General features: G+C 65.8%; 19 protein-coding genes. 9 read left to right on the top strand and 10 right to left on the bottom strand.

Annotated features, from left to right (window positions below):
• The 5 genes from VN461_23050 to VN461_23030 form a co-directional block, all read right to left on the bottom strand.
• Positions 1 to 971 (bottom strand): SUMF1/EgtB/PvdO family nonheme iron enzyme (locus VN461_23050; GenBank protein HXB57658.1); only part of this gene is annotated, 971 nt, incomplete at its 3' end.
• 262 nt (positions 972 to 1,233) lie between these two features.
• The gene (locus VN461_23045) at positions 1,234 to 3,273 is read right to left on the bottom strand and encodes a transglutaminaseTgpA domain-containing protein (protein ID HXB57657.1); all 2,040 of its coding nucleotides are present in this window, start codon (positions 3,271 to 3,273) and stop codon (positions 1,234 to 1,236) included.
• On the bottom strand, positions 3,270 to 4,541 hold the full coding sequence (locus VN461_23040) for a DUF58 domain-containing protein (protein HXB57656.1): 1,272 nt from the start codon (positions 4,539 to 4,541) through the stop codon (positions 3,270 to 3,272). The genes VN461_23045 and VN461_23040 overlap by 4 nt, the downstream gene beginning before the upstream one ends.
• A gap of 4 nt (positions 4,542 to 4,545) precedes the next feature.
• Positions 4,546 to 5,484, bottom strand: a complete 939-nt coding sequence (locus VN461_23035; GenBank protein HXB57655.1) for a MoxR family ATPase — start codon at positions 5,482 to 5,484, stop codon at positions 4,546 to 4,548.
• Between the two features lie 250 nt (positions 5,485 to 5,734).
• Entirely contained in the window at positions 5,735 to 6,280 is a 546-nt protein-coding gene (locus tag VN461_23030; GenBank protein HXB57654.1) for a prepilin-type N-terminal cleavage/methylation domain-containing protein, read from the bottom strand.
• A 627-nt stretch (positions 6,281 to 6,907) separates the two neighbouring features.
• On the opposite strand from VN461_23030, the gene VN461_23025 reads away from it, so the two are divergent.
• The 4 genes from VN461_23025 to VN461_23010 all read left to right on the top strand — a co-directional run bounded on the left by VN461_23025 (position 6,908) and on the right by VN461_23010 (position 9,717).
• Positions 6,908 to 7,282 (top strand): hypothetical protein, encoded by a 375-nt coding sequence (locus VN461_23025; protein HXB57653.1) that lies wholly within the window; start codon positions 6,908 to 6,910, stop codon positions 7,280 to 7,282.
• A 5-nt stretch (positions 7,283 to 7,287) separates the two neighbouring features.
• Positions 7,288 to 7,689: a YciI family protein gene (locus VN461_23020; protein HXB57652.1), complete on the top strand. Its 402-nt coding sequence runs from the start codon at positions 7,288 to 7,290 to the stop codon at positions 7,687 to 7,689.
• 345 nt (positions 7,690 to 8,034) lie between these two features.
• Entirely contained in the window at positions 8,035 to 9,195 is a 1,161-nt protein-coding gene (locus VN461_23015; protein ID HXB57651.1) for an alginate lyase family protein, read from the top strand.
• 93 nt (positions 9,196 to 9,288) lie between these two features.
• Entirely contained in the window at positions 9,289 to 9,717 is a 429-nt protein-coding gene (locus VN461_23010; GenBank protein ID HXB57650.1) for an MmcQ/YjbR family DNA-binding protein, read from the top strand.
• A 106-nt stretch (positions 9,718 to 9,823) separates the two neighbouring features.
• Here the strand turns inward: VN461_23010 and VN461_23005 are convergent, their stop codons facing one another.
• The gene (locus VN461_23005) at positions 9,824 to 10,723 is read right to left on the bottom strand and encodes a DUF2785 domain-containing protein (GenBank protein HXB57649.1); all 900 of its coding nucleotides are present in this window, start codon (positions 10,721 to 10,723) and stop codon (positions 9,824 to 9,826) included.
• A gap of 489 nt (positions 10,724 to 11,212) precedes the next feature.
• Here VN461_23005 and VN461_23000 point away from each other — a divergent pair, with 489 nt between their 5' ends.
• Entirely contained in the window at positions 11,213 to 11,866 is a 654-nt protein-coding gene (locus VN461_23000; protein HXB57648.1) for a peroxiredoxin, read from the top strand.
• Positions 11,867 to 12,013: 147 nt separating this feature from the next.
• On the opposite strand, the gene VN461_22995 is transcribed toward VN461_23000, so the two are convergent.
• Positions 12,014 to 12,355 (bottom strand): hypothetical protein, encoded by a 342-nt coding sequence (locus VN461_22995; protein HXB57647.1) that lies wholly within the window; start codon positions 12,353 to 12,355, stop codon positions 12,014 to 12,016.
• Between the two features lie 225 nt (positions 12,356 to 12,580).
• Entirely contained in the window at positions 12,581 to 12,868 is a 288-nt protein-coding gene (locus VN461_22990) for a hypothetical protein (GenBank protein ID HXB57646.1), read from the bottom strand.
• A gap of 430 nt (positions 12,869 to 13,298) precedes the next feature.
• Here VN461_22990 and VN461_22985 point away from each other — a divergent pair, with 430 nt between their 5' ends.
• The 3 genes from VN461_22985 (at position 13,299) to VN461_22975 (ending at position 21,565) form a co-directional block, all read left to right on the top strand.
• Complete coding sequence (locus tag VN461_22985; GenBank protein HXB57645.1) at positions 13,299 to 17,129, top strand: PAS domain S-box protein; 3,831 nt, start codon at positions 13,299 to 13,301, stop codon at positions 17,127 to 17,129.
• Between the two features lie 408 nt (positions 17,130 to 17,537).
• Entirely contained in the window at positions 17,538 to 19,247 is a 1,710-nt protein-coding gene (locus VN461_22980) for an EAL domain-containing protein (protein HXB57644.1), read from the top strand.
• Positions 19,248 to 19,642: 395 nt separating this feature from the next.
• Positions 19,643 to 21,565 carry a TonB family protein gene (locus tag VN461_22975; protein ID HXB57643.1) on the top strand — a complete coding sequence of 641 codons (1,923 nt, stop codon included), beginning with the start codon at positions 19,643 to 19,645 and terminating at the stop codon, positions 21,563 to 21,565.
• 83 nt (positions 21,566 to 21,648) lie between these two features.
• Here the strand turns inward: VN461_22975 and VN461_22970 are convergent, their stop codons facing one another.
• Positions 21,649 to 23,019: a Gfo/Idh/MocA family oxidoreductase gene (locus VN461_22970; protein ID HXB57642.1), complete on the bottom strand. Its 1,371-nt coding sequence runs from the start codon at positions 23,017 to 23,019 to the stop codon at positions 21,649 to 21,651.
• Positions 23,016 to 23,240 (bottom strand): hypothetical protein, encoded by a 225-nt coding sequence (locus VN461_22965; protein HXB57641.1) that lies wholly within the window; start codon positions 23,238 to 23,240, stop codon positions 23,016 to 23,018. The genes VN461_22970 and VN461_22965 overlap by 4 nt, the downstream gene beginning before the upstream one ends.
• 554 nt (positions 23,241 to 23,794) lie before the next feature.
• Here VN461_22965 and VN461_22960 point away from each other — a divergent pair.
• A complete protein-coding gene (locus VN461_22960) occupies positions 23,795 to 24,310 on the top strand; it encodes a hypothetical protein (GenBank protein HXB57640.1) in 516 nt (171 codons plus the stop codon).
• Positions 24,311 to 24,433: the final 123 nt, after the last annotated feature.

Genomic DNA, 24,433 nt, shown 5'->3' with positions numbered 1-24,433 from the left:
GCCTGCTCCGGGGCCGGCGGTGTGTCGCCCCAGGGGAAGCGGCGCTTAGTGCCCGTGGCGGGATCGAGAGCCGCCGCCGCCTCCCACTCCGCCTCCGTCGGCAAGCGGCGCCGCGCCCAGCGGCAGTAGGCCATGGCTTCGTGCCAGCTCACGTGGAGGACAGGGCGATGTGGCTCGAGGGCGACCCACCGGTCGAAGTCGCGCCGCTCCCAACCCCTCTCGTCGCGACGCCAGTAGACAGGCTGCTCGGCCCCGAGCGTGGTGCGCCAGTTCCAACCCTCGTCCGTCCACAGCTCCCGGCGACCGTAACCGCGATCACCGACGAAGGCCGCGAACTCCTGTTGAGTCACGGGGCTGCGGGCCAGCCGGAAGGGCCCGACCGTGACCGGGTGAGCCCATTTCTCGTTGTCGAACACGAATGGCTCATCCGGCGTGGCCCCGAGGAGCAGCCCCCCGCCGGGAACCTCGACGTCGCCCGCGAGCGAACCCGCCTCCGCCGGGACGGCCGCCGCGCCCGAGAGGCGCGGGGCCGGATATCCATGGGTCTGCCTCGTGTAGGTGAAAGCCTCGTCGTGCATGTCCTCGTGAAAGACCGTATAGAGAGCGAAATACAGGAGCCCGGGGTCGCTTCCCGAACGGGCCAAGCGATCGAGGACGCGGTCCCGCACCTCGGTCATGTAGGCGAGAGTGTCCTTGCGAGTGGGTAGCGGCAGGTCCCAGCGCGTGTCGTGGGCCACGGCCGCGGAGTCCCAGAGCGCGTCGCCGTCCGGGCGGATCGGCGGTTCGTGCAGCGCGTGACGGAGCACCCACTTCTCCTGGAACCAGGCTACGTGGCCGATCTCCCAGAGGAGCGGGTTGACGATGGGGAGGTGAGCTCCCATGAGTTGGTGGTCGTCGAGGTCGGCCACGAGCTCAAAGGTGCGGCCCCTCGCGTCCACGACCCACTGCGCGAGCGTAGCAGCTGAGACCATAGTGTCTAGCCCCAAACCCAGGACCGGCTGATCCCGAGCGGGCCGAGGAGAGCTGCCACCCGGGGCGCCGTCAAGACCGTGTGCCCTGGGAGGCAGGGAGTCGCACGCCCTGCGCCGCCGTTCCTCTTTCCAGCAGCTGCCCCTCGATCGAAAGCATGCGTGCCTTGCCGCGCCGCATGACCGCCGTTCAGCTCGCCCCGTCGCGGGACCGGCGCCCGCGGTCCGTCCTCGGCGGCCGAGTCCCTAGCGTACACCGGCGAGGCTAGGATGGGATGCGACTGTCCAAGGCCGACTCCAATGCGCGGACCTCGTCGGGGCCGGCCGTCTGACCTGCGAACCGGGCGCGATAGTAGCGCTCGACGATCTCACGGCTCACCTCGATCAGCGGAGCCGGCGCGTGGCCGGTCGGCATCTGGTTCAGATGCTCGAGTGGCGCGCGGCTCGGGGGCCGGGGGACGCCGTGCTGTGCCCAGAGCCCGTCTAGGCGGTCGAGGAGGGGTGCGAGCTCGAACCCGGAGGAGGTAGGAGCAACGCCATGGCGCGCACGCGTGGCCCGCGACGACCGGAACATCCACACCGCGATGGCGATCAGCAGCAGCACGGCCGTCGCGGACAGCCCGGTTCGCACCCGTGCGTGGGTGGCGAGGGCCAGCGCCTCCCTCCAGAGCAACCCGGGCACGGCCTTCCAGTCGACGGCGAGGAGGAGGCCGCCGAGACCGCACAGCCAGTGCCAGGTCTCCTGGAGCCAGCCTCCGCCGGGCTCGCCGTGCGCGCGGTTGTAACCCGCGCCCGGCGTCGGGTCCGCCTCCACCCAGCCGCGGCCCGGCAGCCAAGCTTCGATCCATGCGTGGGCATCGGCTTGGCGCACCACGTAGTGCCCGCCGCGAAGAAGCTGGGGTCTCAGCTGGAACCCCGAAACGTAGCGGGTGGGCACTCCCTGCAGTCGGAGCAGCACCGCGGCCGCGGTCGCAAAGTACTGGCACCACCCCTGCTTCTTTTCGAGCACGAACTCCGCCACGAACTGCCGCGACCGGAACCGCCCAACCCAAAGCGAATACCGCAGCTGCGTCTGGAGGTAACGGACGGTGCGCTCCACGCGCTCCTCGTTCGTGACCGCGCCCCCGCCGAGGCTCTCGGCCAAGGCCACGAGGCGCGGGTCTGTGTCGGCGGGCAGAGCGACCAGGTCCGGCCCGGGCGCCGGCTCCGGGCCCGGTGTGCCGCTCAGCACGGCGTAGAGGCTATCCGGGGCCAGGGCCGGGGTCAGAAGTCCGGAGGGGTCGATCCCGAGGCGTTCCGTGCGCACGCGGACAATGAGCAACCCCCGAGGGGCGGGGATGGAGCCGGGTATGGCACCGACCAGCAGAACTCGAGCTCTGTCCAGCGGGATGGCGGGAGATGTCTCGCGCTGCTCGGAGGTGACCAGGAATGTCTCCCCGGGTACCTCCGCGAGCCACGTTACGAGTTCCGCCGGAGGTGTGGACGGGGCGGGGAACACCGGGCGCACTGCGCTGCGTGTGCGAAGCCAGGTCGCGCCGTCGAACCGCGTGGCGACCCAGGCCCGCAGCTTCTGCGGCCGATCGGTCCAGACCCGCATCGCCACCTCGGACGACAGCGTGAGTTCCTCGGTGCCGCCAAGCCTCGCCTCCGGGGAAAACCGAGATGTGCCCGCGGGGAAAGCTGCTTGGGCGGCCGCCTGAATCACACGTGGCTGTGCTCGCGGGAGGGCCCACGCGATTGCCGCGCCGACCACCCCCACCAGGAGGGCGAAGGGACCGAACCGGACCAGGCGCCAACGCCGCGCGGAGGCGGGCCCCGGTCTCTTGTCGTTCAGCAGTAGAAACGCGGCGCCCAGGGCCACGGCGGCGACCGCGATTTCCATTGCCCGGGCACTGCGCGCCTGGGAGGCTCCCACGACGGTGGTAACGAGGACCGCCGGCACCAGCGCCCGCGCGGGCGGCCAAACCGAGCGCCCGGCCAAGAAAATCGCCGAGAGCAGCGGGGCCCCGTAGGCGGCCGCTGCCGGTAGCGGGGGCGCGGGCTGGCCCAGACCCTCGGGCGAGGCGAGCCAGTAGAAGACCGCCCCTCCCAATAGGCCGGTGGCGATCCAGGCGACCTTCTCGGAGGCCCCGCGCAGCGGAGCGGGAACGGCCGTGATGCGAAAGGCGGCCGCCGCAGAAAAGGGGAGCAGAAGCAGCCACGCCCGCGGTTCGGCCCGACCCCACGCGAAGGCGGCGGCCCCCGCCACGGCGAAGGCCACGAGCGCAGCCTCCCTGGCATCGAGGCGGCGCACACGCTCGATCACGCCGCGCCCTCGGCGGCCAAAGCCCGCTCGATGTAGTCCGGAGTCATGAGCTCCACGAAACCCAGCTCGTCGCTCACTCCCTCCCAGGGCCGGGTGGTTGGTCCCTCGTGGACCACCACGGCACGGACCGCGGTTCCGAGCGCACGTATCTGGCTCAGAAAGCCCTGGCGCGCCTCGTCCCAGTCGAGTACGACCGCCACCACGGTCGTCACCTGGCCGAGTCTCTCGAAGAGCGCGGGGGCGATCGTCCGGAAGGGTGGCTCGGGACAGGGCTCGATGCAGGCGAGCACGTCGAGAATGTTCTCGAGGTAGGCAAGGCTGCGGCCCGCGCTCACCTCGTAGAGGATCGGCCCGGCGGCGAGCACGTCCACGACGTGCTCGGTTCGGCTGAAGAAGTCAGCGACCGATGCCGCGACCGAGATCGCTGCCTCGAAGGCACGCCGGTCCCCGGAGCGTACCCGCTTCGGCAGGAACGTGTCGAGCACGATCGCGATCCGGCAGAAGTACTCCTCCTGGTACTCCTTCACCACCGGCGCCCCCCGGCGGGCCCATGAGCGCCAGTGGATATTGCGAAGGGGGTCGCCTTGCCGATAGTCCCGAGTACCGACGAACTCGACCGCGTCGCCGACATTCGAGGAGAGCGGTATGCCGCCCGGCTGGTAGCGCCGGCCCAGGGGCACTGCGAACTCCGGCATCCGCCAGAACCGCGGGTACGCGATGAGCGCCTGGTCGGGGAGACGCGAGGCGCGGCCGGTCACGAGGCGGAGAGGGTCCGTCGCCCGCAAGGAAGGCCCCTGCAGGACATATCGCCCCCGCTGGAGGGCCTCGATCTGGAGCGAGACTTCGGTTGCTTCCTCCGTGCCCGCGGCGAGGAGCGCCTCCGCGGGGCGGACCACCAGAGAGTTCTCGTCCTCCGACCGCGGCCGAAGCGAGAGGCGGAGGTCGGGGAGCTCGCCCCGCGCACTCCTCACCCGCGCCCGCACTGTGAAGGAACGGCCGGCGGTGGTTCGTGCGGGCAGGGGGCACTCGAATCGCGCGCGGGGCGGGGGCCAGAACGTGAAGACCAGGGCGACGAGAAGAGTGGCGGCGGCCGCCGCGAACAGCAGGAACACTTGCGAACGCAGAGTGTCGAGGCCCAGGAGAGCTAGGGCGGCGGTCGCGCCCAGGAGGTAGCGACCGCGGGCCGTGAGCCGCTCGCGCACGAAGCGTAGGAGAAGAGACGCGAGCGCGCTCCGCCTCGTCCAGCGCCCGGCCCTAGGGTCCGCCACGCTCCTAAACCCCCACCGAGACCCGGTCGAGCACCTCGCGGACCACGTCTTCCTTCAGGATGCCGGAATACCTCGCCTTGGTGTCGAGGCTGAGACGATGAGCCAAGACGGGGATGGCCACCGCCTTCAGGTCCTCGGGAATCGCATAGTCCCGGCCGGCCACGAAGGCATGGGCCTGCGTCATCCGGAAGAGCAGGAGCGCCCCGCGCGGGGAGCAACCCAGCTTCAGCGATGGGTGGTTGCGAGTGGCGTCGGCGAGGGCCACCGCATAGCGGCCGATCCCCCGCTCGACGCGCACCGCCCGCACCTGGGCCTGCAGCTCCTCCACGGTCGCGCCGTCGAGGACGGTCACCACGTCGTCGAGGGGATGGTGGTGGGCCTGGCTGAAGAGCACGTCTACCTCGTGCTCGGCCGTAGGGTAGCCGAGGTCGATGCGCATCGCGAAGCGGTCGAGCTGAGCTTCGGGCAGCGGGTAGGTGCCGTGAAACTCGGCCGGGTTCTGGGTGGCGATGACCAAGAAGGGCGACGGGAGGGGATGGGTGGTGCCCTCGATCGAGGCCTGCCGCTCGCTCATGGCTTCGAGGAGCGCGGACTGGGTCCGGGGGGAGGCGCGGTTGATCTCGTCGGCGAGGAGGACGTTGGTAAAGACGGGCCCGGCCTTGAAGGAGAAGCCCCCATCGCTCGGGTTGTATACAGAGGAGCCCAGAATGTCCGTGGGCAGGAGGTCGGGGGTGAACTGCACGCGCTTAAAGTCCGCGTCGAGCGAACGGGCGAGAGCTTTCGCGAGGGTGGTCTTGCCCACCCCCGGCACGTCCTCCATGAGAACGTGGCCCCCGCCGAGCAGGCATACGACGAGCCGCTCGATTGCCTCGCTTTTCCCGAGGATCACCCGGCCAAGCTGCTGCTGGAGGCTCGCGATGCCCTCGAGGTGCCGAGCTTCCATGGGTGCCGCCTCCAATACGTGTACGGATTGTAGTCGTCGCGCTGGCTTGTGGGGAGCCCACGCGGGGTGAGGGGCGGCGCCGGTGGGGCCACGGCGGAGGGCTCGCGCTAAGGCATTGATTCGTAGGCCCTTCTTCGAAGCAGGCCGATCGAGACCCCTGTCGGCCGGGGCGCCTGCGCGCCTACCTCCGACGGCGCGGACGAGACTCGCCCTGGTACCCAAGCCTCTGGATTTGGGCTGGGGAGCGTGTCTACTGGAGGGGCGTGCAGGTAGTGATGTCTAGCTGGGGGTCGGCCGTCACCCCTACGAGAGCGCCCGATGGTGTGTAGCAGATGAGCCCCGAGAAATCGCTGCCAAAGCCCCGAACGCCCGTCTGGCCGACGCTGACCGGAGTGGCGGCGTAGACGTAGGCGCCGATACTGGTCGGCGAAGCATACGCGGGCAGGGGAGCCAGCACGGCTCCGGCGAGAAAGCTTCGGCTGTAGCCCGACTTGGGGTTTTGGGAGGCGAGCTGGCTGTCCAGGAACGTCGGCGCGTTCGTGGGGTAAGAAGGAATGCAAGCGCCGTTCCCCGGCGTCACGAGACAGGTCAAATCGCCGTCGTAAAAACCAGAGTTAGACGATTGGTAGGCCGCCTGGCCAGAGATGAGTGTCCGCATGTCGCCGACGGTCGCAGCCTCGTTGGCGGAAACGCGCGCGCGGAGGAGGCTGGGGATGGCAATCGCTGCGATGATCCCGATGATCGCGACAACGATCAAAAGCTCGATCAAAGTGAAGCCCGACTCGTTCCTCGTCATCGTTCTCCTTTTGCACAAGCGGTCGTCCCAGGATGGACGCCGGGTCTCACTCTGGGCGGAGGAGACCCAGAGGCACCCTGAGCTTTCATCGGCGTGGCGGATTCGTTGAGTTCCGGGTTGCCGATGCCGGCTTCCCGGAGTTTTCAGTGTCAATAAAGATACCTGTTCAGAGAGGCCCTGACCAGTAGCTGAGCCTTGTCCTACCGTATCACTCTGTTCTACTAGCGTTGCCAAGTCAATTATGTGACTGACATCACCAGCAGTGACTATCACCGAAGCGAGAACTTGCCGGACGAAATATGCATACCTGCGCGCCGGACGTCTTTGGGCAGAGCGGCCGGCTCCCTAGGGAGCTTTCCCACCGGTGACTGGGCTTCGTCGGGTTTGGGAGCGTCAGGCTGCGGGCAAAGACCAAGGCCTCAGGGTTGACAGGATCGAGCGGGAGAGAGCTGGCTCGACTCCACTGAGACCCGGAGGACCAAGCCGCCGGGCTACCCGATGTTTGCGGCAGAATAGGGCTGTTTTACGCTGACTCGCGTTTTTGGGCAGTTCCTTCTCGGCAACTAAAGAAACCGCAGCCGAAACGTAAGAAGAGAAGGAACCCAAGCTCTGAAGGAGGATGGAAAGGTGAACAAACCCCTGCTCGGCGTCATCGTTGGTGCGCTCCTGGGCGTTTTCGATGGTCTCAGCGCGCTAGTCTCCGCCCCTGAAGTCGCCCCCGAGATCGCCTTTATCGTCGTCGGATCGACGGTCAAAGGGCTCGTCGTTGGCCTCGCCGCGGGCTTTTTCGCCCGCAAAGTACGGTCTCTGCCCCTGGGTATTGCTTTCGGCCTCGTGTTGGGCCTTCTGTTCGCCTACTGGGTCGCCTCCCAGCCGGATGCGCTCACCAAGAGGCACTACTACCTGGAGATCATGCTTCCGGGTAGCCTCGCCGGCGCCATTGTTGGTTATGCCACTCAGAAGTTTGGCCGCGGGCCGGCCGCCTCTTCCCCTGGCCAATGAGAAGAGTGGGCCTGGCCGTCCTGTTCAGTCTCGCGTCGGGCTACGGACCGAGTCACACCGTGGAAGACGTGAGATCCGACCGGATGACCACAGTCTATATAGTCCTTCTCAGAAAAGGGCCACACTGGAACGCGTCACACGACGCAACCGCCTTGCAGGAGGCCCACCTGGCAAATATCCGCTCCATGTGGCGTGCGAAGAAGCTGATCGTAGCCGGGCCGCTCGGAGACGACGGCGATTTGCGCGGAATCTTTCTGTTTCAGGTTCCTTCGCTTGAGGACGCGAAGGCCTTAACCACTAGCGACCCATTGGTGAAGGAGGGACATCTGGTGGGGGAAATCCACCCCTGGTGGGTCGAGAAGAATGCCCTCCCAGAAGCGGGGGAGTACTGCCGCCATCCGCTATAGCGTGGCGCAGCGGCTTGCCCCAAGTAGTTCGTGCGCTCAGCGATTGCCGCGTTTCTCCGGGGCGCCGATCCCTGAGATCCACCTGCCGTGACGACGGTCGGCAACTTGGGCTAGGAAGCGGGGCCTTAGAGCTCCGCGCTGCTCCGCAGGATGTCCCCTGTGATATATGCACGATTGTGGGGGGTGGCAAAATCGCAAATGCTGGCACGCTCCGGCCGCTGACCAAGGACAGGGTCCGGGGCGGTGCCACGCCTAAAAGCGGTTGCCTATTTCCAGCACCTGAAGGACAAGTCTAGGAACGAACCGCACCGGCCCCAACCATGACCGTTAGTTAGAGAGATCTTCTTGATCCCGCTCTTCCTCGCTCCTTCTGTTGTGCTCGCGTTGGCTGGCCCAGGGGCGGGGGATCGACCTCTTGATCTCCCAGCTTTCGATCGCGAGCGGATCCTGAAGGCGGCCCACGCCTATCTCACCCAGCCGCCGGATACAGTCACAAGCTCCGGGTCCGAGCGGAGTGCGGGTGGAGTCCACGACTTCTTCTCTGAGGGCGACTATTGGTGGCCGGACCCCGGGCATCCAGACGGGCCTTACATTCAACGCGACGGCCTGTCCAACCCGCACAATTTCGTTGATCACCGCCGTGCCCTCATGCGTCTGAGCGTCCAGGTCCCCGCCCTGGCCGCGGCTTGGAAGTTGACGGGAGACCCTCGCTACGCGACCCACGCCGCCCTTCACCTTCGCGCATGGTTCCTTGAGGAAGCCACGCGCATGAGTCCCCACCTCCGCTACGCGCAGGCGATCCACGGCCGGGTCAGCGGGCGTGGGACCGGGGTTATCGACACGATCCACCTCGTCGAGGTCGCGCGCGCGGTCGAGACGCTGGTGGGCGCCCCCGGACTGACGAGAGCTGAGCACGAGGGCGTCCGTCAGTGGTTCGCGGACTATCTCCGCTGGCTCACCACGAGTGCGAACGGGCTCGAGGAGCGCGAGGCCAAGAACAATCACGGCACTTGCTGGGTCATGCAGGTCGCGGCCTTCGCCAGCCTGACGAACAACCAGGAGTTGACGGACTACTGTCGCAGCCGCTTCAAGACCGTCCTCCTGCCGAGCCAAATGGCCGCCGATGGCAGCTTCCCCCTGGAGACGAGGCGCACGAAACCCTACTCCTATTCCCTCTTCAATCTGGAGGCGCTGGCGGCCATTGCCCAGTTGTTGTCGCTACCGGAAGATGACCTCTGGAGTTTCGAGCTCCCCGACGGGCGGGGGATGCGTCGAGCGATGGCGTTCATGGTGCCCTACATCCGCGACCGTAAGGGCTGGCCGTTCCCCTCGGACGTCTCATACGACACCGAGTGGCCGATGCGCCAGGCGAGCTTGCTTTTCGCGGGCCGGGCCTTTCGGGAGCCGACGTACGTGGAGCTGTGGAAGACCCTGAGGGCGGACTCGAGCGTTGACGAGGTGATTCGGAACTTCTTCATCCGGCAGCCGGTGCTCTGGGTGAAGTGAAGGGCCGAAAGAGTGCCCGACCACACCATCGCACGGCCCCCAATTGGAGCTGGTCCAGGCACCAAGAGAGGTGCATGATGGGGAGAGGCACATATGAGCAGCGCAAAACAAGGTGAGGCCATCCTGCGTCGATTCGCGCTCTCCTACCCATCCGCCTACGAGGATTTCCCCTGGGGTGAGAGCGTGATCAAGGTCGGGAAGAAGGTATTCGTCTTCCTGGGCGTTGCGAGCGATGGCCTCCACATGAGCGTCAAGCTGCCGCAATCAGCGAGCCTGGCGTTGAGTCTCCCCTTCGCTTCTCCTACCGGCTACAACTTGGGCAAGAGCGGTTGGGTGACCTCGCGCTTCGGCTCGCGTGACAAGCCCCCGCTCCCAGTCCTCCGGCAGTGGATCGATGAGAGCTACCGCGCCGTGGCGCCTAAGAGGCTGGTGGCCACCCTGCCCTCGGGTGGTGTCGGGCCGCCTCGAATGAGCAAGACGCGGCGTTCGAAGTCGCGCGCCAGAGCGAGACGAAAGCGCTGAGCTTGCAGGGGCTCTGCGGCCCCCACCCGGCGAGCCTCCTTGAATCGTGGCCACAGGAGAACGCCTGGCCAGCCCGCCCCGCCCAACGGGGTATGGGTCGCTTCCCTTAGCCGACCAACACGGCGATGAGACTTGCCTCGACTTCCTTACCGGCGACGGTGAGAGTCTTCTCCCCGGCGAGCAGCACGGCCAAGCTCTTGAGGGAGTTCTTTTCGTTCTGAAGGGCGATGAAGCGGTCGTGATCGAAGACCGGAGCATCCCGGAGGCTGGTCTCTGCAGCCTTGAGACGCTGGCACCACCCTAGAAGTGATGAGGGATCGAAATCGGGACGACGGGCGAGGGAGAGGAGCGCGCGGGCAAGGCGCTCGTCCTCGCCATGGGTGAAGACCGACCCTGCGCCCTCCAGCTTGGCCGCGATTTCCTCGACGATCCGCTTCTGGTCCGTGGCCTTGAGCTTTGTGTTGCGAGAGAGGAACTTGAGCAGGTCCGCGGTGTGGGCGGTCGCATGGATCCATCCCACGCGCTCGTCGTATCCCCGGACGTCGCGCTCCTTCTCGAGATACCTCAGCCCTTGGGCAAGAAGCCCCTGGAACTCGGCGTCCGTCAGAAAGGGCCGTTCGTTGTCCAACGCAGCCAGGATCGAAAGGTCGAGCGTCGAGAAGGATCGGAGGAGGACGGTGTCGTTGCCGCTGTCTCCCAGACCCAGCTCCAGGTTGGCGGACCACAGCTGCAGCAGACCTCGGAGCTCCCCCGGGGCCAGGCGCTTGTCGCGGTAGATCCATTGGACCGGGATGGCGTAGGCAAACTCGTCACGAAGTTCCCGGTCGGGGGACCCGAGATATCCCGAGAGTTCCTGGATCAATGCGGCGGGAGACTCCCCCGCGGGGACGGCATAGCCGTTACCGACGATACCCTTCCAGAAGGAACGGACGTGGGGGGCAGGACTCGCGGGAGCGGGCGAGGCTTCAAGGCCGACGAAGGCCAACATGAGCGTGAGAGCGATCACCGGGTGCCTCCTCTTTGTGATTTCTGTGAGCCAGTCCGCGGCGGCGAGCCTGACACCTGAATCCATATCGTACGCATTCCTTCCTACTCGGAGTCGGCGTCCTGAATGTGCCGTTCACGCTTCCCGCGGCGTCCGCCAAACTTCGGCGGGGGTCTCGACGCTCCACGTGCCTTACTTCCGGCCCTCCTGGCCGTAGCGCCCGTCATGTGGGCGACTCAGGATGCCACGGTACCACGAACCGACGCCGAGGCAGGTCCGATAGCCTTGGGCAGCCTCTGCTGGTCGCAACCGGCTGCCGGGGGTCGCGTTCGGTCAAGCGCTCCAATGTCCCACTGCGTGAGTGCCGGCGAAGTATCTTGCTCGGGTTGTGCTAGGATTTTGGTATCCAAGACCCGCAACCGTGACTCCCGGATTGTCTTGGATCGGGAAGTAGCCCGGCGGGGGGGGCGACGAGAGTATCCCGACCGGGGAGCCAAATGGAGGTCGAACATGGCTGTACGCATAGGTGACGAAGCACCGGACTTCACCGCCGAGACCACCGAGGGGAAGATACGATTCCACGAATGGATCGGGGACAAGTGGGTCATCTTGTTCTCGCATCCGAAGGATTTCACCCCCGTCTGCACGACCGAGCTTGGATACATGGCCGGCCTAAAGCCCGATTTCGAGAAACGCAACGTTAAGATCATCGGACTCAGCGTGGATCCTGTCAGCGACCACAAGGCGTGGGTCAAGGACATCCAAGAGACTCAGGGTCATGCCGTCAACTACCCCCTGATCGGCGACGCCGAACTTACCGTCGCGAAGCTCTACGATATGATTCATCCAAACGCGAGCGGCGGGAAGCGAACCGCGGCCGAGAATGCGACGGTTCGTTCCGTCTTCATCATCGGGCCCGACAAGAAGGTCAAGGCCATGCTCGTGTATCCGATGAGCACCGGGCGCAACTTTGATGAGGTGCTGCGTCTGGTCGACTCGATTCAGTTAACCGCAAAGTACACGGTGGCGACCCCGGTGAACTGGAAGCCGGGTCAGGACGTCATCATTCCCACATCGGTTTCCGACGAGGACGCCAAGAAGAAGTATCCGCAAGGCTTCAAGACGTTGAAGCCGTATCTGCGGGTGGTGTCACAGCCGAAATAGGACCTCGTGCAGAGCGTGAGAACGGGGGCGCCGCTAAGGCGCCCCCGCCCCCGCCGCCACGAGAAGAGATGCCTTGGGGACGCTCGAGACCAAGAGGCGACCTCCTGGGACCCCCGCCCAGGACCGTGATGACAGCTTCCCACGCTCTTAGTTGTCCTGTAGGGCCATCCGGTAGTCGGCGAGAAGCATCTGCTGGGGGTCGAGATTGGCCGTGCTCGAGTAGCAACTGATCCAGGCGTCACCCTCGGGGTCGCGCATCACGAGCACGTATCCCTGGGGCTGCCGATCTCCAAAGCGCCAAACCCAATAGCCGCACTCGTAGACCTGAGCCGTTCTTATGAAGATAAGATCGTTGGTCGTGATGGCCTTGGCTTCGGTTTTGGCCCTGAGATACCGGACAAGCTCCTCGACGGTCACAGGACACGACTCGGGGGAGTCGTCCTTGAGGTGTGGGATGGGCAGTTCGCGGACCGGAACAGTCTGGGCCATTGTTCCTCCAGTTTTCTCAACCAGCGTAGACGAGGACCCGGTCAGGGGAGGTCCGTTGCACTATTCCGATTCAGGGGTCCTGGGTGTAGGCGTCCAAGGGCTGGCTACCAGCCTGGCTTTAGACTGGTCTCGGGTACAGAGGGGTCCGGTTGTCGGGACCGGAGAGGGGATCTAGTGGCAAATGATGCCGATGGGGCGAGCGTTGTTGCTGAGGAGTCACTTCTCTCAGGTCAGGTGGTAGGAAAGGACTTGGTGGTCTTGGGCCGTTTCGAGGGCAGCGTCAAGCTCAGTGGTGAGCTCAGAATCGGCCCGAGAGGAGATGCCCGAGCCCAGGTTCGATCGAGTCGGGTGGACGTCGAAGGGACGTTCGAGGGAGAGATACGTGCCGGGATCCTGGTTCTCCGGGAGACGGCCCGTGCCAAGGGCCTTTTCCGGGTCGAGCGCCTCCGGATGCATGACGGGGCGGTCCTGAACGGCGCGGTGAATCCCGCCCCGGCCCGGGAAGAGGTTCATGAGGGAAGAATGCCTCCCCTCGCCGAAGAGACCGTGGGGGAGAACGACCTGGAACGCTGGGAGGGAGAGGGGGGACCCTCCAATCGCTAAGTCTGTGTCGGTTGCTTGCTTGCGGCCCAGAGCCGGCCCGTTTCGGAGGGGTGGCTCAGATCCCGCGGTTGCCTCGAGCCGCGTTCCGCGAGTAAACGAGCCTCCCTTCTCCAGCGACAACGCAAAGCCCTATTAACAAGTAAGTTAAGCCTGTGATCCTGCTCACTACGAAGTGCTGGCCAAAAAAGCCATTGTTATGGTGAGGAGATGTCTATCCAGAAAAGGGATAGGCTTCTCGGGGGTTCGTGCTCGCCCACGCGCGGGCGTAAGTTCTTCTCGCCGAGCATGATCAGCCACTGAGGGAGTCTCTCCCGCCGCAACGGCGGGTCAAGGGGCGCAGGTGGTCAATCCTCTCCTTCCGGGCCGCACACCACCTCCTCGCGAGGTGCTGCGGCATCGCCTGTCCCAGCTTGGAGCGGTCGCAGTCCTCGCGACCGTTTACTTCATCTCTGCCAAACTGGGGCTCAAGCTGGCATTCCTCCATGTGAGCGCCACGCCCGTCTGGCCGCCTACGGGCATCGCGCTCGCGGCCTTCCTCGGCATGGGCCTTCGTGTCTGGCCCGGGGTCTTCGCCGGTGCTTTCCTAGCGAACCTGACCACTGCGGGCTCGGCCTTGACCTCTTTGGGCATCGCCACCGGGAACACGCTGGAGGGGGTCCTGGGTGCCTGGCTTGTCCGCCGCCTGGCCGGGGGACTGCGAGCTTTCGATAGACCACCGGACGTCTTCAAGTTCGCCGCTTTGGCGGGCCTGGTGGGGACAACCGTGAGCGCCACGTTTGGGGTCACGAGCTTGTCCCTGGGGGGATATGCGCCCTGGGCCAACTACGGGTCGATCTGGTTCACATGGTGGCTCGGGGACATGGGAGGCGCACTGGTCATCGCACCCCTGTTGCTACTCTGGGGCACGACGGCGCGTCCGCGCTGGGATCGTGGGCGGGCGATCGAGGCCGCTCTGCTCGTGGCTTCGCTGGTCGTGGTCGGCCTCGTGATCTTCGACGGCTTGCTCGCCCTCGGGACGAGGAACTACCCCCTGGCATTCATCGCTCTCCCGCCGCTCCTGTGGGCGGCGTTCCGCTTCGAGCCGCGCGAGGCAGCCACGGCCACCGCATTGCTCTCGGGCATCGCGATCTGGGGCGCCGTCCAGGGCAACGGTCCCTTCGGGAGGCAGTCGCCCAACGAGACGCTCCTGCTCCTGCAGGCTTTCATGGGCGTCACCGGAGTCACAACCCTGGCCGTGGCCGCCACTGTGTCGGAGCGGAGGCGGGCGGAGATCGCCCTCTCCCAGGCGGGGGCGATCGTGCGTTCCTCCGAGGATGCCATCGTCGGCAAGACGCTGGACGGGACCATCGTCAGCTGGAATCTGGGGGCAGAAGCGCTTTATGGGTACGCGGCCGCAGAAGTGGAAGGGCGGCCCATCTCGATCCTCGTTCCCCCTGACCGACCCGATGAGGTCACTGACATTCTCGCGAGGATCCGGAATGGGAAGAGGATCGAGCACTTCGAGACCGTTCGCGTCCGGAAAGGTGGCAGCCGTGTTTCTGTGTCCCTTGCCGTCTCACCCATCCGGGACGCTGACGGTCGAGTCATCGGCGCCTCCGCTATCGCCCGTGACATCACAGAGAAGCAGCGAGCCGAACGGCGCCTGGCCATGCAGTTTGCGATCACGCGGCTCCTCACGGAGGCCCCGACCTTGCGCGCCGCGGCCCCGGGGCTCCTCCAGACGCTCTGCGAGGGCCTCGTGTGGGACCTCGGCGAGCTGTGGCTGGTTGACGTTGACACTCGTGCGCTGCGGCCGGAGGCCCGTTGGCCCGCCCCTGAGGCCGAAAAGGGCGAGGAACCAGCGAGGCCCGACGAGGCCATCACCCGCGGAGAGGATCTCCCTGGGCAGGTCTGGGAGTCAGGACGGTACGTGTGGCTCGATGCAGCGGCGGGCACCCTCGGCCAGACCAGGGCCGCCGCGGCCGGTCTCCAGGCGGCTCTGGCCTGGCCCTTGCGGATTGACAACGATGTCGTGGGAGTCCTGGCGCTATACAGCCGCGAGCCCCGTGCCCTTCGACAAGAGATCATCGACATCGTAGGCGACATCAGTAGCCGTATCGGCCAGTTCATGGAACGCGAGCGGACGCTGGAGGGGTTGCGGCGTCTCCAGAAGGCAGTGGAGACGGTCAAGATCGGTGTCACGATCACCGACGCCAGCGGCCGAATCCTGTACACAAACCCCGCCGAGGCCGCCATGCACGGGTACCGAACCCAGGAACTCATCGGGAAGCACGTGAGAACCTTCATGCCACCGCAGTGGCGGCCGGCAGCGGGACAGCCCGAGCAATTGAAGAGCTGGAAGCGCGAGACGGTCAACGTGCGTAGGGACGGGACCATCTTCCCTGTACAGCTCCTCTCGGACGCTCTCATCGGATCCGACGGTCGCACCATCGCAATCGTGACCTGCAGCGAGGAGATCACCGAGCGAAAGCGAGCGGAAGAGTCGCTTCGTTCCTCCGAAGAGCGCTACCGCCTGCTCTTCGAGAGAAATCTCGCGGGCGTGTACCGGGCGACGCTCGATGGTCGACTGCTCGAGTGTAACGAGGCTTTCGCCCGCATCCTGGGCTATTCCTCGCGTGAGGAGGTCCTGGCTCATTCCGCGTGGGACCTCTTCTTCAACCGGGAGGATCGTGAAGCCTTCCTGGCTCGACTCAAGGAGAAGGGCTCCCTCACGAACTTCGAGGTCCGCATCCGGCGAAGGGATGGCACCAGCGTGTGGGCGCTCGAGAACGAAACGCTCATTCCCGGACAAGACGGAGCGGATCTCGTTGAGGGTACCCTGATCGACATCACCGAACGCAAGATGGCCGAGGAGCGGATTGAGTACCACGCCTACCATGATCCATTGACGGGCCTCCCTAACCGGATGTTTCTCAAGGACCGGCTTCACTTGGCCCTCGCCCAAGCCCGTCGGAGCGGCCGGGGCTTCGCGGTCGTGTGGCTGGACCTGGACCACTTCAAGGAGATCAACGACACCCTCGGCCACGCGGTTGGCGACCGCATCCTGCAGGACGTGGCCGCGCGGCTGAGAGACTGTGTGCGTGAGGAGGACGCCGTGGCGCGCCTCGGGGGAGACGAGTTTCTTCTCCTTCTTGTCAGCGTGCGGCACAAGGAGGAGGCCGCCGGCGTTGCGAAGAAGATCCTGAGCCGTGTCGGTGAGCCGTTCCGGGTTAATGGTCATCAGTTGCACGTCACCACGAGCGCCGGGATTGCCCTCTTTCCCCAGGATGGTGAAGATGCGGGTACGCTCCTGAAGAACGCCGACGGAGCCATGTACCTGGCCAAGGAGCAGGGGCGAAACGCCTACCAGATTTGCGATCAAGCCGCGCAGCGACACACTCTGGAGCGCTTGGATCTCAACAACCGCCTGCGCATGGCTCTCGAACACGAGGAAATGGCCCTCTTTTACCAGCCCCAGGTAGAGCTCGCCACGGGCCGAATTGTCGGGGCGGAGGCGCTCTTGCGCTGGCTTCACCCGGATAGGGGGCTTCTGCTTCCCGCGGAGTTTCTGCCCGTGGCCGAAGAGATGGGCCTGATCGTACCCATGGGTGAGTGGGCTCTGCGAAAGGCCTGCGGCGACGCCAGAGGGTGGGGCGACCGAGGGCTCCCCCCGGTGCGGATCTCCGTGAACGTCTCTGTGCGACAGTTCCAGCAGTCCCGTCTCAGAACGACCCTTGAGGAGATCCTCAATGAGACTGGCCTGGCTCGGCGACGTCTGGAGCTCGAGATTAGCGAGAATGCGGCCCGGCAGAATCTCGACCTCACGGTTCCTGTGCTCCGCGACATCGTGAGCACTGGCATCGGAATCAGCATCGACGATGTTGGCGCCTGGCAATCTCTGCCCGGCTACCTCAACGGGCTCCCTATCCGACGATTGAAGATTGACCGGCCTCTCGTCACCGGCCTCGGACGGGAGCCTCGCGAGACGGGCGTCGTGAGGCGGATCATCGAGGTGGCCCACAATCTTGGCCACCGGGTGGTCGCCGAGGGCGTCGAGACCCAACTTCAACTGGACGTCCTCAGAGGGCTGGAGTGTGACGAGATTCAGGGCTGGGTCTTCAGCGAGGCCCTCCCGGAGCCGGCGTTCGGAAAGTTGCTTGCGGCCTCGAACCCCCTCTACTGGACGGAATAACGACGCAACCGGTTGGTGATCGGAATGCGTTCCGTCGGCAGGCTACGGAGGGTGATCGCCCGCACGGGCGCGCAAGGCCTGCTGCTATTTGTGACCACTCTCACAGCACGGCATCCGTAGGGGGCCGTAGGTTGGGAACGCGTACAGATGGGGTCGCGTAGGCGACCTCACGCCTGCCCTTAAGCGAACCGGGGAGCGCAACCCCTGGGGACGCGGAGCACGGGGCCTCCTTCGGATCGGAGGCGACCTGGCCAAGCAGTTCAGAGAAACGCTTGAGGCCCATCGGCCCCGGGCCGCGAAGGGAGGTGCCGCGTGGAGCGACGGCCTTCTTCGTCGAAGCGTCGGCAGGGCGACGTCTCACCTGCGACGGCCGCTGAGCTGGACGGCGTGAAGTGCGAGTGCCCGGGCATGCGCCTCCTGACTGGGTTCCTGCCGGCCGTGCTTTGGTCCACGGATACCGACCTCCGCATCACATCCTCCCGCGGGGCGGGGCTCGAGCCGCTGGGTCTGCAGCCCTGCCAAGCCGTGGGGAGGACTCTCTACGAGTACTTCGACACGGCGGACTCTGCCTTCCCGCCCATCGCCGCCCACCTTCGGGCGCTCGGGGGCGAGGACGTGGACTTCGCCTTCACGTGGCAGGGGCGGGCGTTCCAGACCCACGTCGAGCCCTTCCGCGGTCCCTCAAGCGAGCTTAGGGGCGCGGTCGGCGTGGCCGTCGACATCACGGAGCGAAGGTGCGCCGAGGAGAAACTCCATCACGTGGCCCGTCACGACGCCCTCACCGGCCTTCCCAATCGGCCGTTTCTGTTGGAGCGACTCCAGCATGCTCTCGCCGGCCTCCAGCAAGGCCGGCAACCCTTCGCCCTGTTGCTGCTCAGGCTCGATCGTTTCCGCGCCATCAATGACAGCTTGGGCCACATTACCGGCGACTGGATCCTGTCCGCCATCGCCCGCCGGCTGGAGTCTGCCGTTCGGCCGCCGGACCTTGTCGCACGCTTCGGGGGAGACGGGTTCGCAGTCCTGATTGACCAGGTGGAGAATGGCCAAGAGGCGACGATCAGGGGCCAGCGGGTTCAGGAGGCTCTGGCGGAGCCCTTCCTTTTCGGTGGCCGCGAGTTGGTGACGACGGCCAGCATGGGGATCGCTTTGGCCTCGAGGGCCCACCGGCGGCCGGAGGACATCCTCCGCGACGCCGACACCGCGCTCCGTCGAGCCCGAGCCCTGGGACGCGCTCGTTTCGAGGTTTTCGACGACGCCATGCACGAACGGGAAGTTGCCCTGCTCGAGACAGAGATGGGACTGCGCCGTGCGCTGGAGCGGGGCGAATTCCAGCTCCACTACCAGCCCATCGTGGCCTTGGGGGCTGGGAACATCGCGGGGTTCGAAGGCCTGGTGCGGTGGCGCCATCCCGAGCGCGGCCTGCTGCCACCCGCGGATTTCCTCTCCGTGGCAGAGGACACGGGGCTGATCCTGCCCATCGACCGCTGGGTTCTCGAAGAGGGGTGCAGGCAGACGCAGGCCTGGAGCAGGGAGCGTCTTGGGGAGCGCCCGCTCGAGCTCAGCGTCAACCTGTCCGGGAAGGACTTGCTGCAGCGCGATCTGGTGGACCAGGTCCAGGCGGCGCTGCGCACCACCGGAATGGAGGCTCGCAACTTACGCCTCGAGATCACTGAGGGGGTGCTTCTGGAGGACGCGGTCGCCGCCGGCGCTACCCTCTCTCGGATCCGGGATTTGGCGGTTGAGGTGAGCATCGACGACTTCGGCACCGGATACTCGTCCCTGAGCCACCTCCACAACCTGCCCGTGAATCACCTGAAGATCGACCGCTGCTTCGTGAGCGAGATGGATTTCCGCCCCCAAAAGCTGGAGATCGTGCGCACCATCGTGACACTCGCGCACCGGCTGGGGATGGACGTCGTGGCGGAGGGCGTTGAGACACAGGATCAACTAAGCCGTTTGCAGACTATGGGTTGTGACTATGCCCAGGGCTACCTATTCTCCGGCCCGGTGGACGCCGCGGCGGCTCGCCGCCTGCTCGACGCGCTCATTCAGCCCGGGAAGGGATGGGGCTATGACGTGCCCCGATCCAAAGATAGGGATGACGTCCACGACGTCTGACAAAGAGTCTCAAGTTCGGGTGTAATGCCTTCTCGCGTCCGTCCGGCCCTTCGACCGTAAATTCCCCGGGCCCCGGAATGGGCAAAACGCCCGGCCCCCCCTGGAGCCGGGTCGCCGATCCAGCTCCCTGCGCTCCACTGCCCTTCGAAGCTCGAGGACTGGAGCCGGCTGGGAGCTCACCTCGGGGGTGGCCGGAGCAACCGTGTGCTTGAGGCGCTCGCCATCGCCCGGCGTGAGTAACCCTGAAACCGGCGAGATCCCTGGGGCATCAGAGTCGCGTGAGGATGGATATTCCGTTGGTTAAAGAGCATAATCACCTTCCTAGCCCCTTGGCCGATCGGACGTCGAGGACTTCCCTTTAGAGCCAACGGTTATCGCAGAACTGGGGTGTAGGCGTGTCAGAAGGCGACGGCGAAGACCGCGGATCCGGGTCGGAGCCCAACTCGCCACGACCACGCGAGGTTCGCGTTCCCACCACATTTGGGCGCTACGAAGTCCTGGGCCTGGTCGGCGAAGGCTCCATGGGTCGCGTGTACCGGGCATTCGATCCCATGGCGAAGCGCGTGGTTGCAATCAAGACGCTCAAGACCGAGTATCTCACCAGCACGCGGGGCGAAGAGTACATGAAGCGCTTCCGCAGGGAGGCCCAGGCCGCGGGTAACCTGGCTCACCCCTACATCACCACCGTCTTCGACGTGGGCGACGACTTCTTCGTGATGGAACTCCTGGAAGGCGTCACCCTTCAGAGGCATCTTCAGCTGGCGGGTCGTCTCGAGCTGGCCGAGGTACTGCGTATTCTGGGCCCGGTTGCCGAAGGTCTCGACTACGCCCATAGCAAGGGGACGATCCACCGGGACATCAAGCCTTCAAACATCATGATCCTGCCCGATGGGCGCCCCAAGATCATGGATTTTGGGGTCGCCCATCTCACCTCCACCGCGATGACGGCGGCGGGCGAGTTCGTCGGCTCACCCTCCTACATGGCTCCTGAGCAGATCACATCCAGCGGGGCCTCAGCGCGCACGGATCTCTTCTCCCTTGCCGTGGTGGCCTACGAGACGCTTACTGGGAAGAAGTGCTTTGATGGGGAGTCCATCGCCCAGATCGTCCACAGTGTGGTCAATGTCGATCCTCCTCCTCCCTCGTCCTACAACCCGGCGCTTCCCCCGCGTTTCGATGAGGTCTTCCGCCGCTCCTTGGCCAAGGACCCGAGCGTACGCTTCCCGAGCGGCGTCTCCTTCGTGGCCGCGCTGGGCCGACGGAGCGCCGACGCCGCCATCTCGGCAACGATGCCCGAGACTCCCTTCCCGTCGGAAGGAGAGCCGCATGCGGTGGGCGATGTCACAACCCATGATCTGAAGGGGCTCCCGTCAGGCAGTGCGCCCCGGCCTGCGACGGCCCCGTCTCCACGATTGCTCTCGCGCCAGCTGAAGCCCCTCCTCAGCGTTGGAGCACTGGTCCTCGCGGGGGTGGTAGCTGTAATCGCGCTACGGGGCACCGCCCCTTCCCAGCCATTTGCGGAAGCTCTGTCGCCGGCCCGGAGGGGTGGAATCGAGGTCGCGACCGACCCCGTGGGTGCCCAAGTCTGGGTCGACAACACGGAGGCGGGGAAGTCACCGCTTACTCTTGCCGGGGTGCGTCCCGGTCGCCACGCCATTCGGGTCGCTCTCGCGGGGTTCTCCTCCGCGGAATTGGCCCTGGACGTGCCCGCGGGAGGTTTCGGAATGCCCCTGCGGTTCACCCTGCAGCCTGTGAGCGCGATCCTTCAAGTCCACTCGGACCCTGACGGAGCCGAAGTGGCCGTCGACGGTCAGTCCAGGGGGACGACGCCCATCGCGACCCTTTCGCTCCCCCCCGGCAAGCACCGGGTGGAGATGACCCGGAAGGGGTACGTTCCCTGGGTGCAGACCGTGCAGGCAAGGGCGGGCGACCGGATTCCTCTGCTCGGTCGGCTCTCGGTTTCCCAAAAGAGCGCGGCGGAGTTGAAGGAGCACCTGCGGAGCCTGGGATGGATCCGGGAGGGGGATTTCCTGGAACCGGGTCCCGATGTAACTCCACCCCAGAAGATCTCGGGTGAGACCACGTCCTACCCCGATGCCGCCCGCAAGCTGAAGCTCCGGGGGACGGTCGCAGTCGAGATGACGGTGACGGAACAGGGCGAACCCGCGGAACTGCGCGTCGTGGAGTCGGCGGGAGAGATCTTGGATAATGCGGTTCTCGCCGCCGTTAAGGACTGGCGCTACACCCCGGCCCAGAAAAACGGGGTCAAGGTGCGAACGCGCGTTCGCGTCGAGCAGACCTTCGGCGAGAAGAGCTGACCCGATCCTGCTCTTCTACCCCTCGGCGGAAGTGCTCGCACCCCAACTGCAAGACTGGGTAGCGCCTTTTTCCGTGCCGTAGCCTACGTTCTTGGCACGGTAGGGACGACTCTTTCCTGGGCCTCGTCGAAATAGAGCACCCGGCCCTCGCGGTACGACTGCACCGCCATGCCGATGGGCACCATGGCCCGGTAGGCGGTGTCGGCGTCAAGGGTGGGCGTCTGCCGCATCCGCACGCAGCGGAGGAAGTTCTCCATGTGCGACTCGCGCGGCTCGGTCTCGATCTTCATCTCGATGGTGCCGTGCCGGTTCTTGAAGGCTTCCTTGGCGATGGGCTGCGGCGTCACCGTTATGTAGTCGACGCGCCCTTCGAACTTACCGTCGGGGACCATCACGATCGTCCCCTCGTGGCCGCGGATGAGCCCGGGGATGTGCGCGTCGTTGGCCATGCAGGAGCTGAGCACGAGGCTATGGCCCTTCGGGTAGTCAGCGGTTAGCGTGAATGTGTCGGGGACCTCGCGCCCGTCGTCCTTGAACACGTAGATCCCGCCGCTCGCGGTCACTCGGCGGGGGAACTGTGGCTCGCCCCAGCAGATGTTGAGGGGCGCGAGCACGTGGTAGAAGAGGTCGGTGGCGATCCCGCCCGAGTAGTCCCAGTACTTGCGGAATCGAAAGAAGCGGTCGGCATCCCACGGCCGGGGGGGAGCGTCGCCCAGCCACATCTTCCAATCCACGAAGTCGGCCCCTTTTCCTTCCGGACCCGCGTCCGGATCGATGGTCCAGTTCCATTCGCCCTTGTCCGAGTTGCGGTGGTAGGAGCCCTGGCTCATCAGGAGCTTCCCGATCATTCCGTCCTGGATGGCCTTGCGCGCTTTCCACCACTGGTCGGAGCTTGTGGTCTGAGAGCCAACCTGCAAGATGCGGCCGGTCTTCTTCACCGCCGCCGCCACGCTCTTTGCTTCTTCTACGGTGTGGGTGACCGGCTTCTCGAGGTAAACGTCCTTGCCCTTGGCCATGGCCTCCAGCGCCATGCGGGCGTGCCAGTGGTCGGGGGTCGCGATGATCACGGCGTCCACGTCGGAGCGGTCCAGGATCTGACGGTAGTCCAGGGCGGAATCGCACTTGGCGAACTGGGCGGCCGCGTCCTTCCTCTTTGCGTAGACGTCGCACACGGCCACGACCTGGGCGGCCAGAGCGGGGTCTGGCTCCTTACGGACCGGAGGGGGCCCCATCGAAGGAGGCGACGTCGGAGCGATCTGGCCCCCCGTCTCCATGACCCACCGCAAAAGGTCGGCCCCCCGGCCGCCGTTGCCGATGACGGCCACGTTGATGCGGTCGTTCGCACCAACCACGCGGGCATGGGCGGGGGCGGCACGGCCCACGACCCCGAGGGCCACCCCCGCTCCCACCGCCGACTTCACGAACTCACGGCGGCCGAGCTTGCCGTTTGTCACGCGGGCCTCCTTTGGAAAGCAGACATCACCCCAATTTCCACTTTGCCCTCGTTAGTCCTCAAGCCGATGCCCTTGGCGCTCAGCCGGGTGGTCGAGATGGGGTTCCCGTGGCCGGTCAGGGGGTCGCGGATGATGAACTGGGTGCGGTAGACATGGCGGGCGGGGTTCACCAGCTCCCTGAAGCGGTCGTTGCGGCTGGCGGCGGTGGATGTGATGCCCACGCTTGTCACCCAGGGCTTGTGAATCCACTCCTCAGCCCGGAAAAGCGACAACTCATTCGGTTGGGGGCCCGGGCTAGTCGGCGTGGTGAACCAGTCGCTTTTAGCACGCGCCTTCGGCGGGCGTCAAGGCCGCAGGCCGCAGCGTGTGGAGAGCACATGATTTGGCCGGTCTTTGGAGCAAGTGAATTGACCGTTTTTGGGCGGCGGCGTGGGTACCCCAGTCTTGGGCTCCTGGGAGGGGGGGATGGGGTACAGCGAAGCTGCCTGGGAGCGGGCGATGAAGATTCAGGAAGTCGTGTTGCGGGCGCTGTCTGGGGAGATCCACTGGTTTTCGGGCGGCGGAGATATTGGGCGTGAGCATGCGGACCATGAGGCGGTACCGGTGTGGTTTGGATAAGTGGGGATATGAGGGACTTTTTGACCGGCGGCGGCGGAGTCCATCGCCGAGGAGCGTACCTGTGGAGGAGGTGAAGAGGCTTCTGAGGCTGTATCGGGAGCGGTACCGGGGCTGGAATGTGAGGCACTTTTTTCAAACGGCGTGTCGGGAGCATGGAGTGAAGGTGTCGTACACGTTTGTGAAGGCGGCGTTGCAGGGTGCGGGGCTGGTGATGAAGCACAAGGCACGTGGTCGTCACCGGAGGAGGAGGGAGAGGAAGGGGAGCTTTGGGGAGATGTTGCATCTGGACGGGAGCCGGCACTCGTGGCTGTCGCTCCTGGAGGATGCCAAGCGGACGCTGATCACGGTGGTGGACGACGCGCCCGTCCCGGACTGGGTCGAGAGCGCCCTCCGGGCGTGGATCGAGGCGGCCGGGATCACTGCGGGCAGGATCTTCCGGGCCGTCAGCCGGTGGGGGAGTGTCGTCGGGGAGAAGCTCTCCACCACGGCCGTCCTCGGCATCGTGGCGGAGTACGCGGCAGACCTCGGTCTGCAACTCTTGCGGCACGACCTGCGCCGGACCTGCGCGAAACTCTGCCCGCTCTCCGGCGGCGCCCTCGAGCAGTCCAGTTCCTCCTCGGGCACGCCTCCGTCCAGACGACCGAGCGCGACCTGGTCGGAGTCGGCGTCCTGAATGTGCCGTTCACGCTTCCCGCGGCGTCCGCCAAACGTCGGCGGGGGTCTCGACGCTCCACGTGCCTTACTTCCGGCCCTCCTGGCCGTAGCGCCCGTCATGTGGGCGAGTCAGGATGCCACG

The organism is Vicinamibacteria bacterium (genome assembly GCA_035570235.1).
Lineage (GTDB): Bacteria > Acidobacteriota > Vicinamibacteria > Fen-336 > Fen-336 > DATMML01.
This window is presented reverse-complemented; position numbering and strand designations above follow the sequence as displayed.

Bases quoted from the DNA above. Each gene is read 5' to 3' on its own strand.
- VN461_23000 (HXB57648.1), top strand. From the start codon at position 11,213: ATGGCTGTACGCATAGGTGACGAAGCACCGGACTTCACCGCCGAGACC.
- VN461_22990 (HXB57646.1), bottom strand. From the start codon at position 12,868: ATGAACCTCTTCCCGGGCCGGGGCGGGATTCACCGCGCCGTTCAGGAC.
- VN461_23030 (HXB57654.1), bottom strand. From the start codon at position 6,280: ATGACGAGGAACGAGTCGGGCTTCACTTTGATCGAGCTTTTGATCGTT.
- VN461_22995 (HXB57647.1), bottom strand. From the start codon at position 12,355: ATGGCCCAGACTGTTCCGGTCCGCGAACTGCCCATCCCACACCTCAAG.
- VN461_23010 (HXB57650.1), top strand. From the start codon at position 9,289: ATGAGCAGCGCAAAACAAGGTGAGGCCATCCTGCGTCGATTCGCGCTC.
- VN461_23035 (HXB57655.1), bottom strand. From the start codon at position 5,484: ATGGAAGCTCGGCACCTCGAGGGCATCGCGAGCCTCCAGCAGCAGCTT.
- VN461_22980 (HXB57644.1), top strand. From the start codon at position 17,538: ATGCGCCTCCTGACTGGGTTCCTGCCGGCCGTGCTTTGGTCCACGGAT.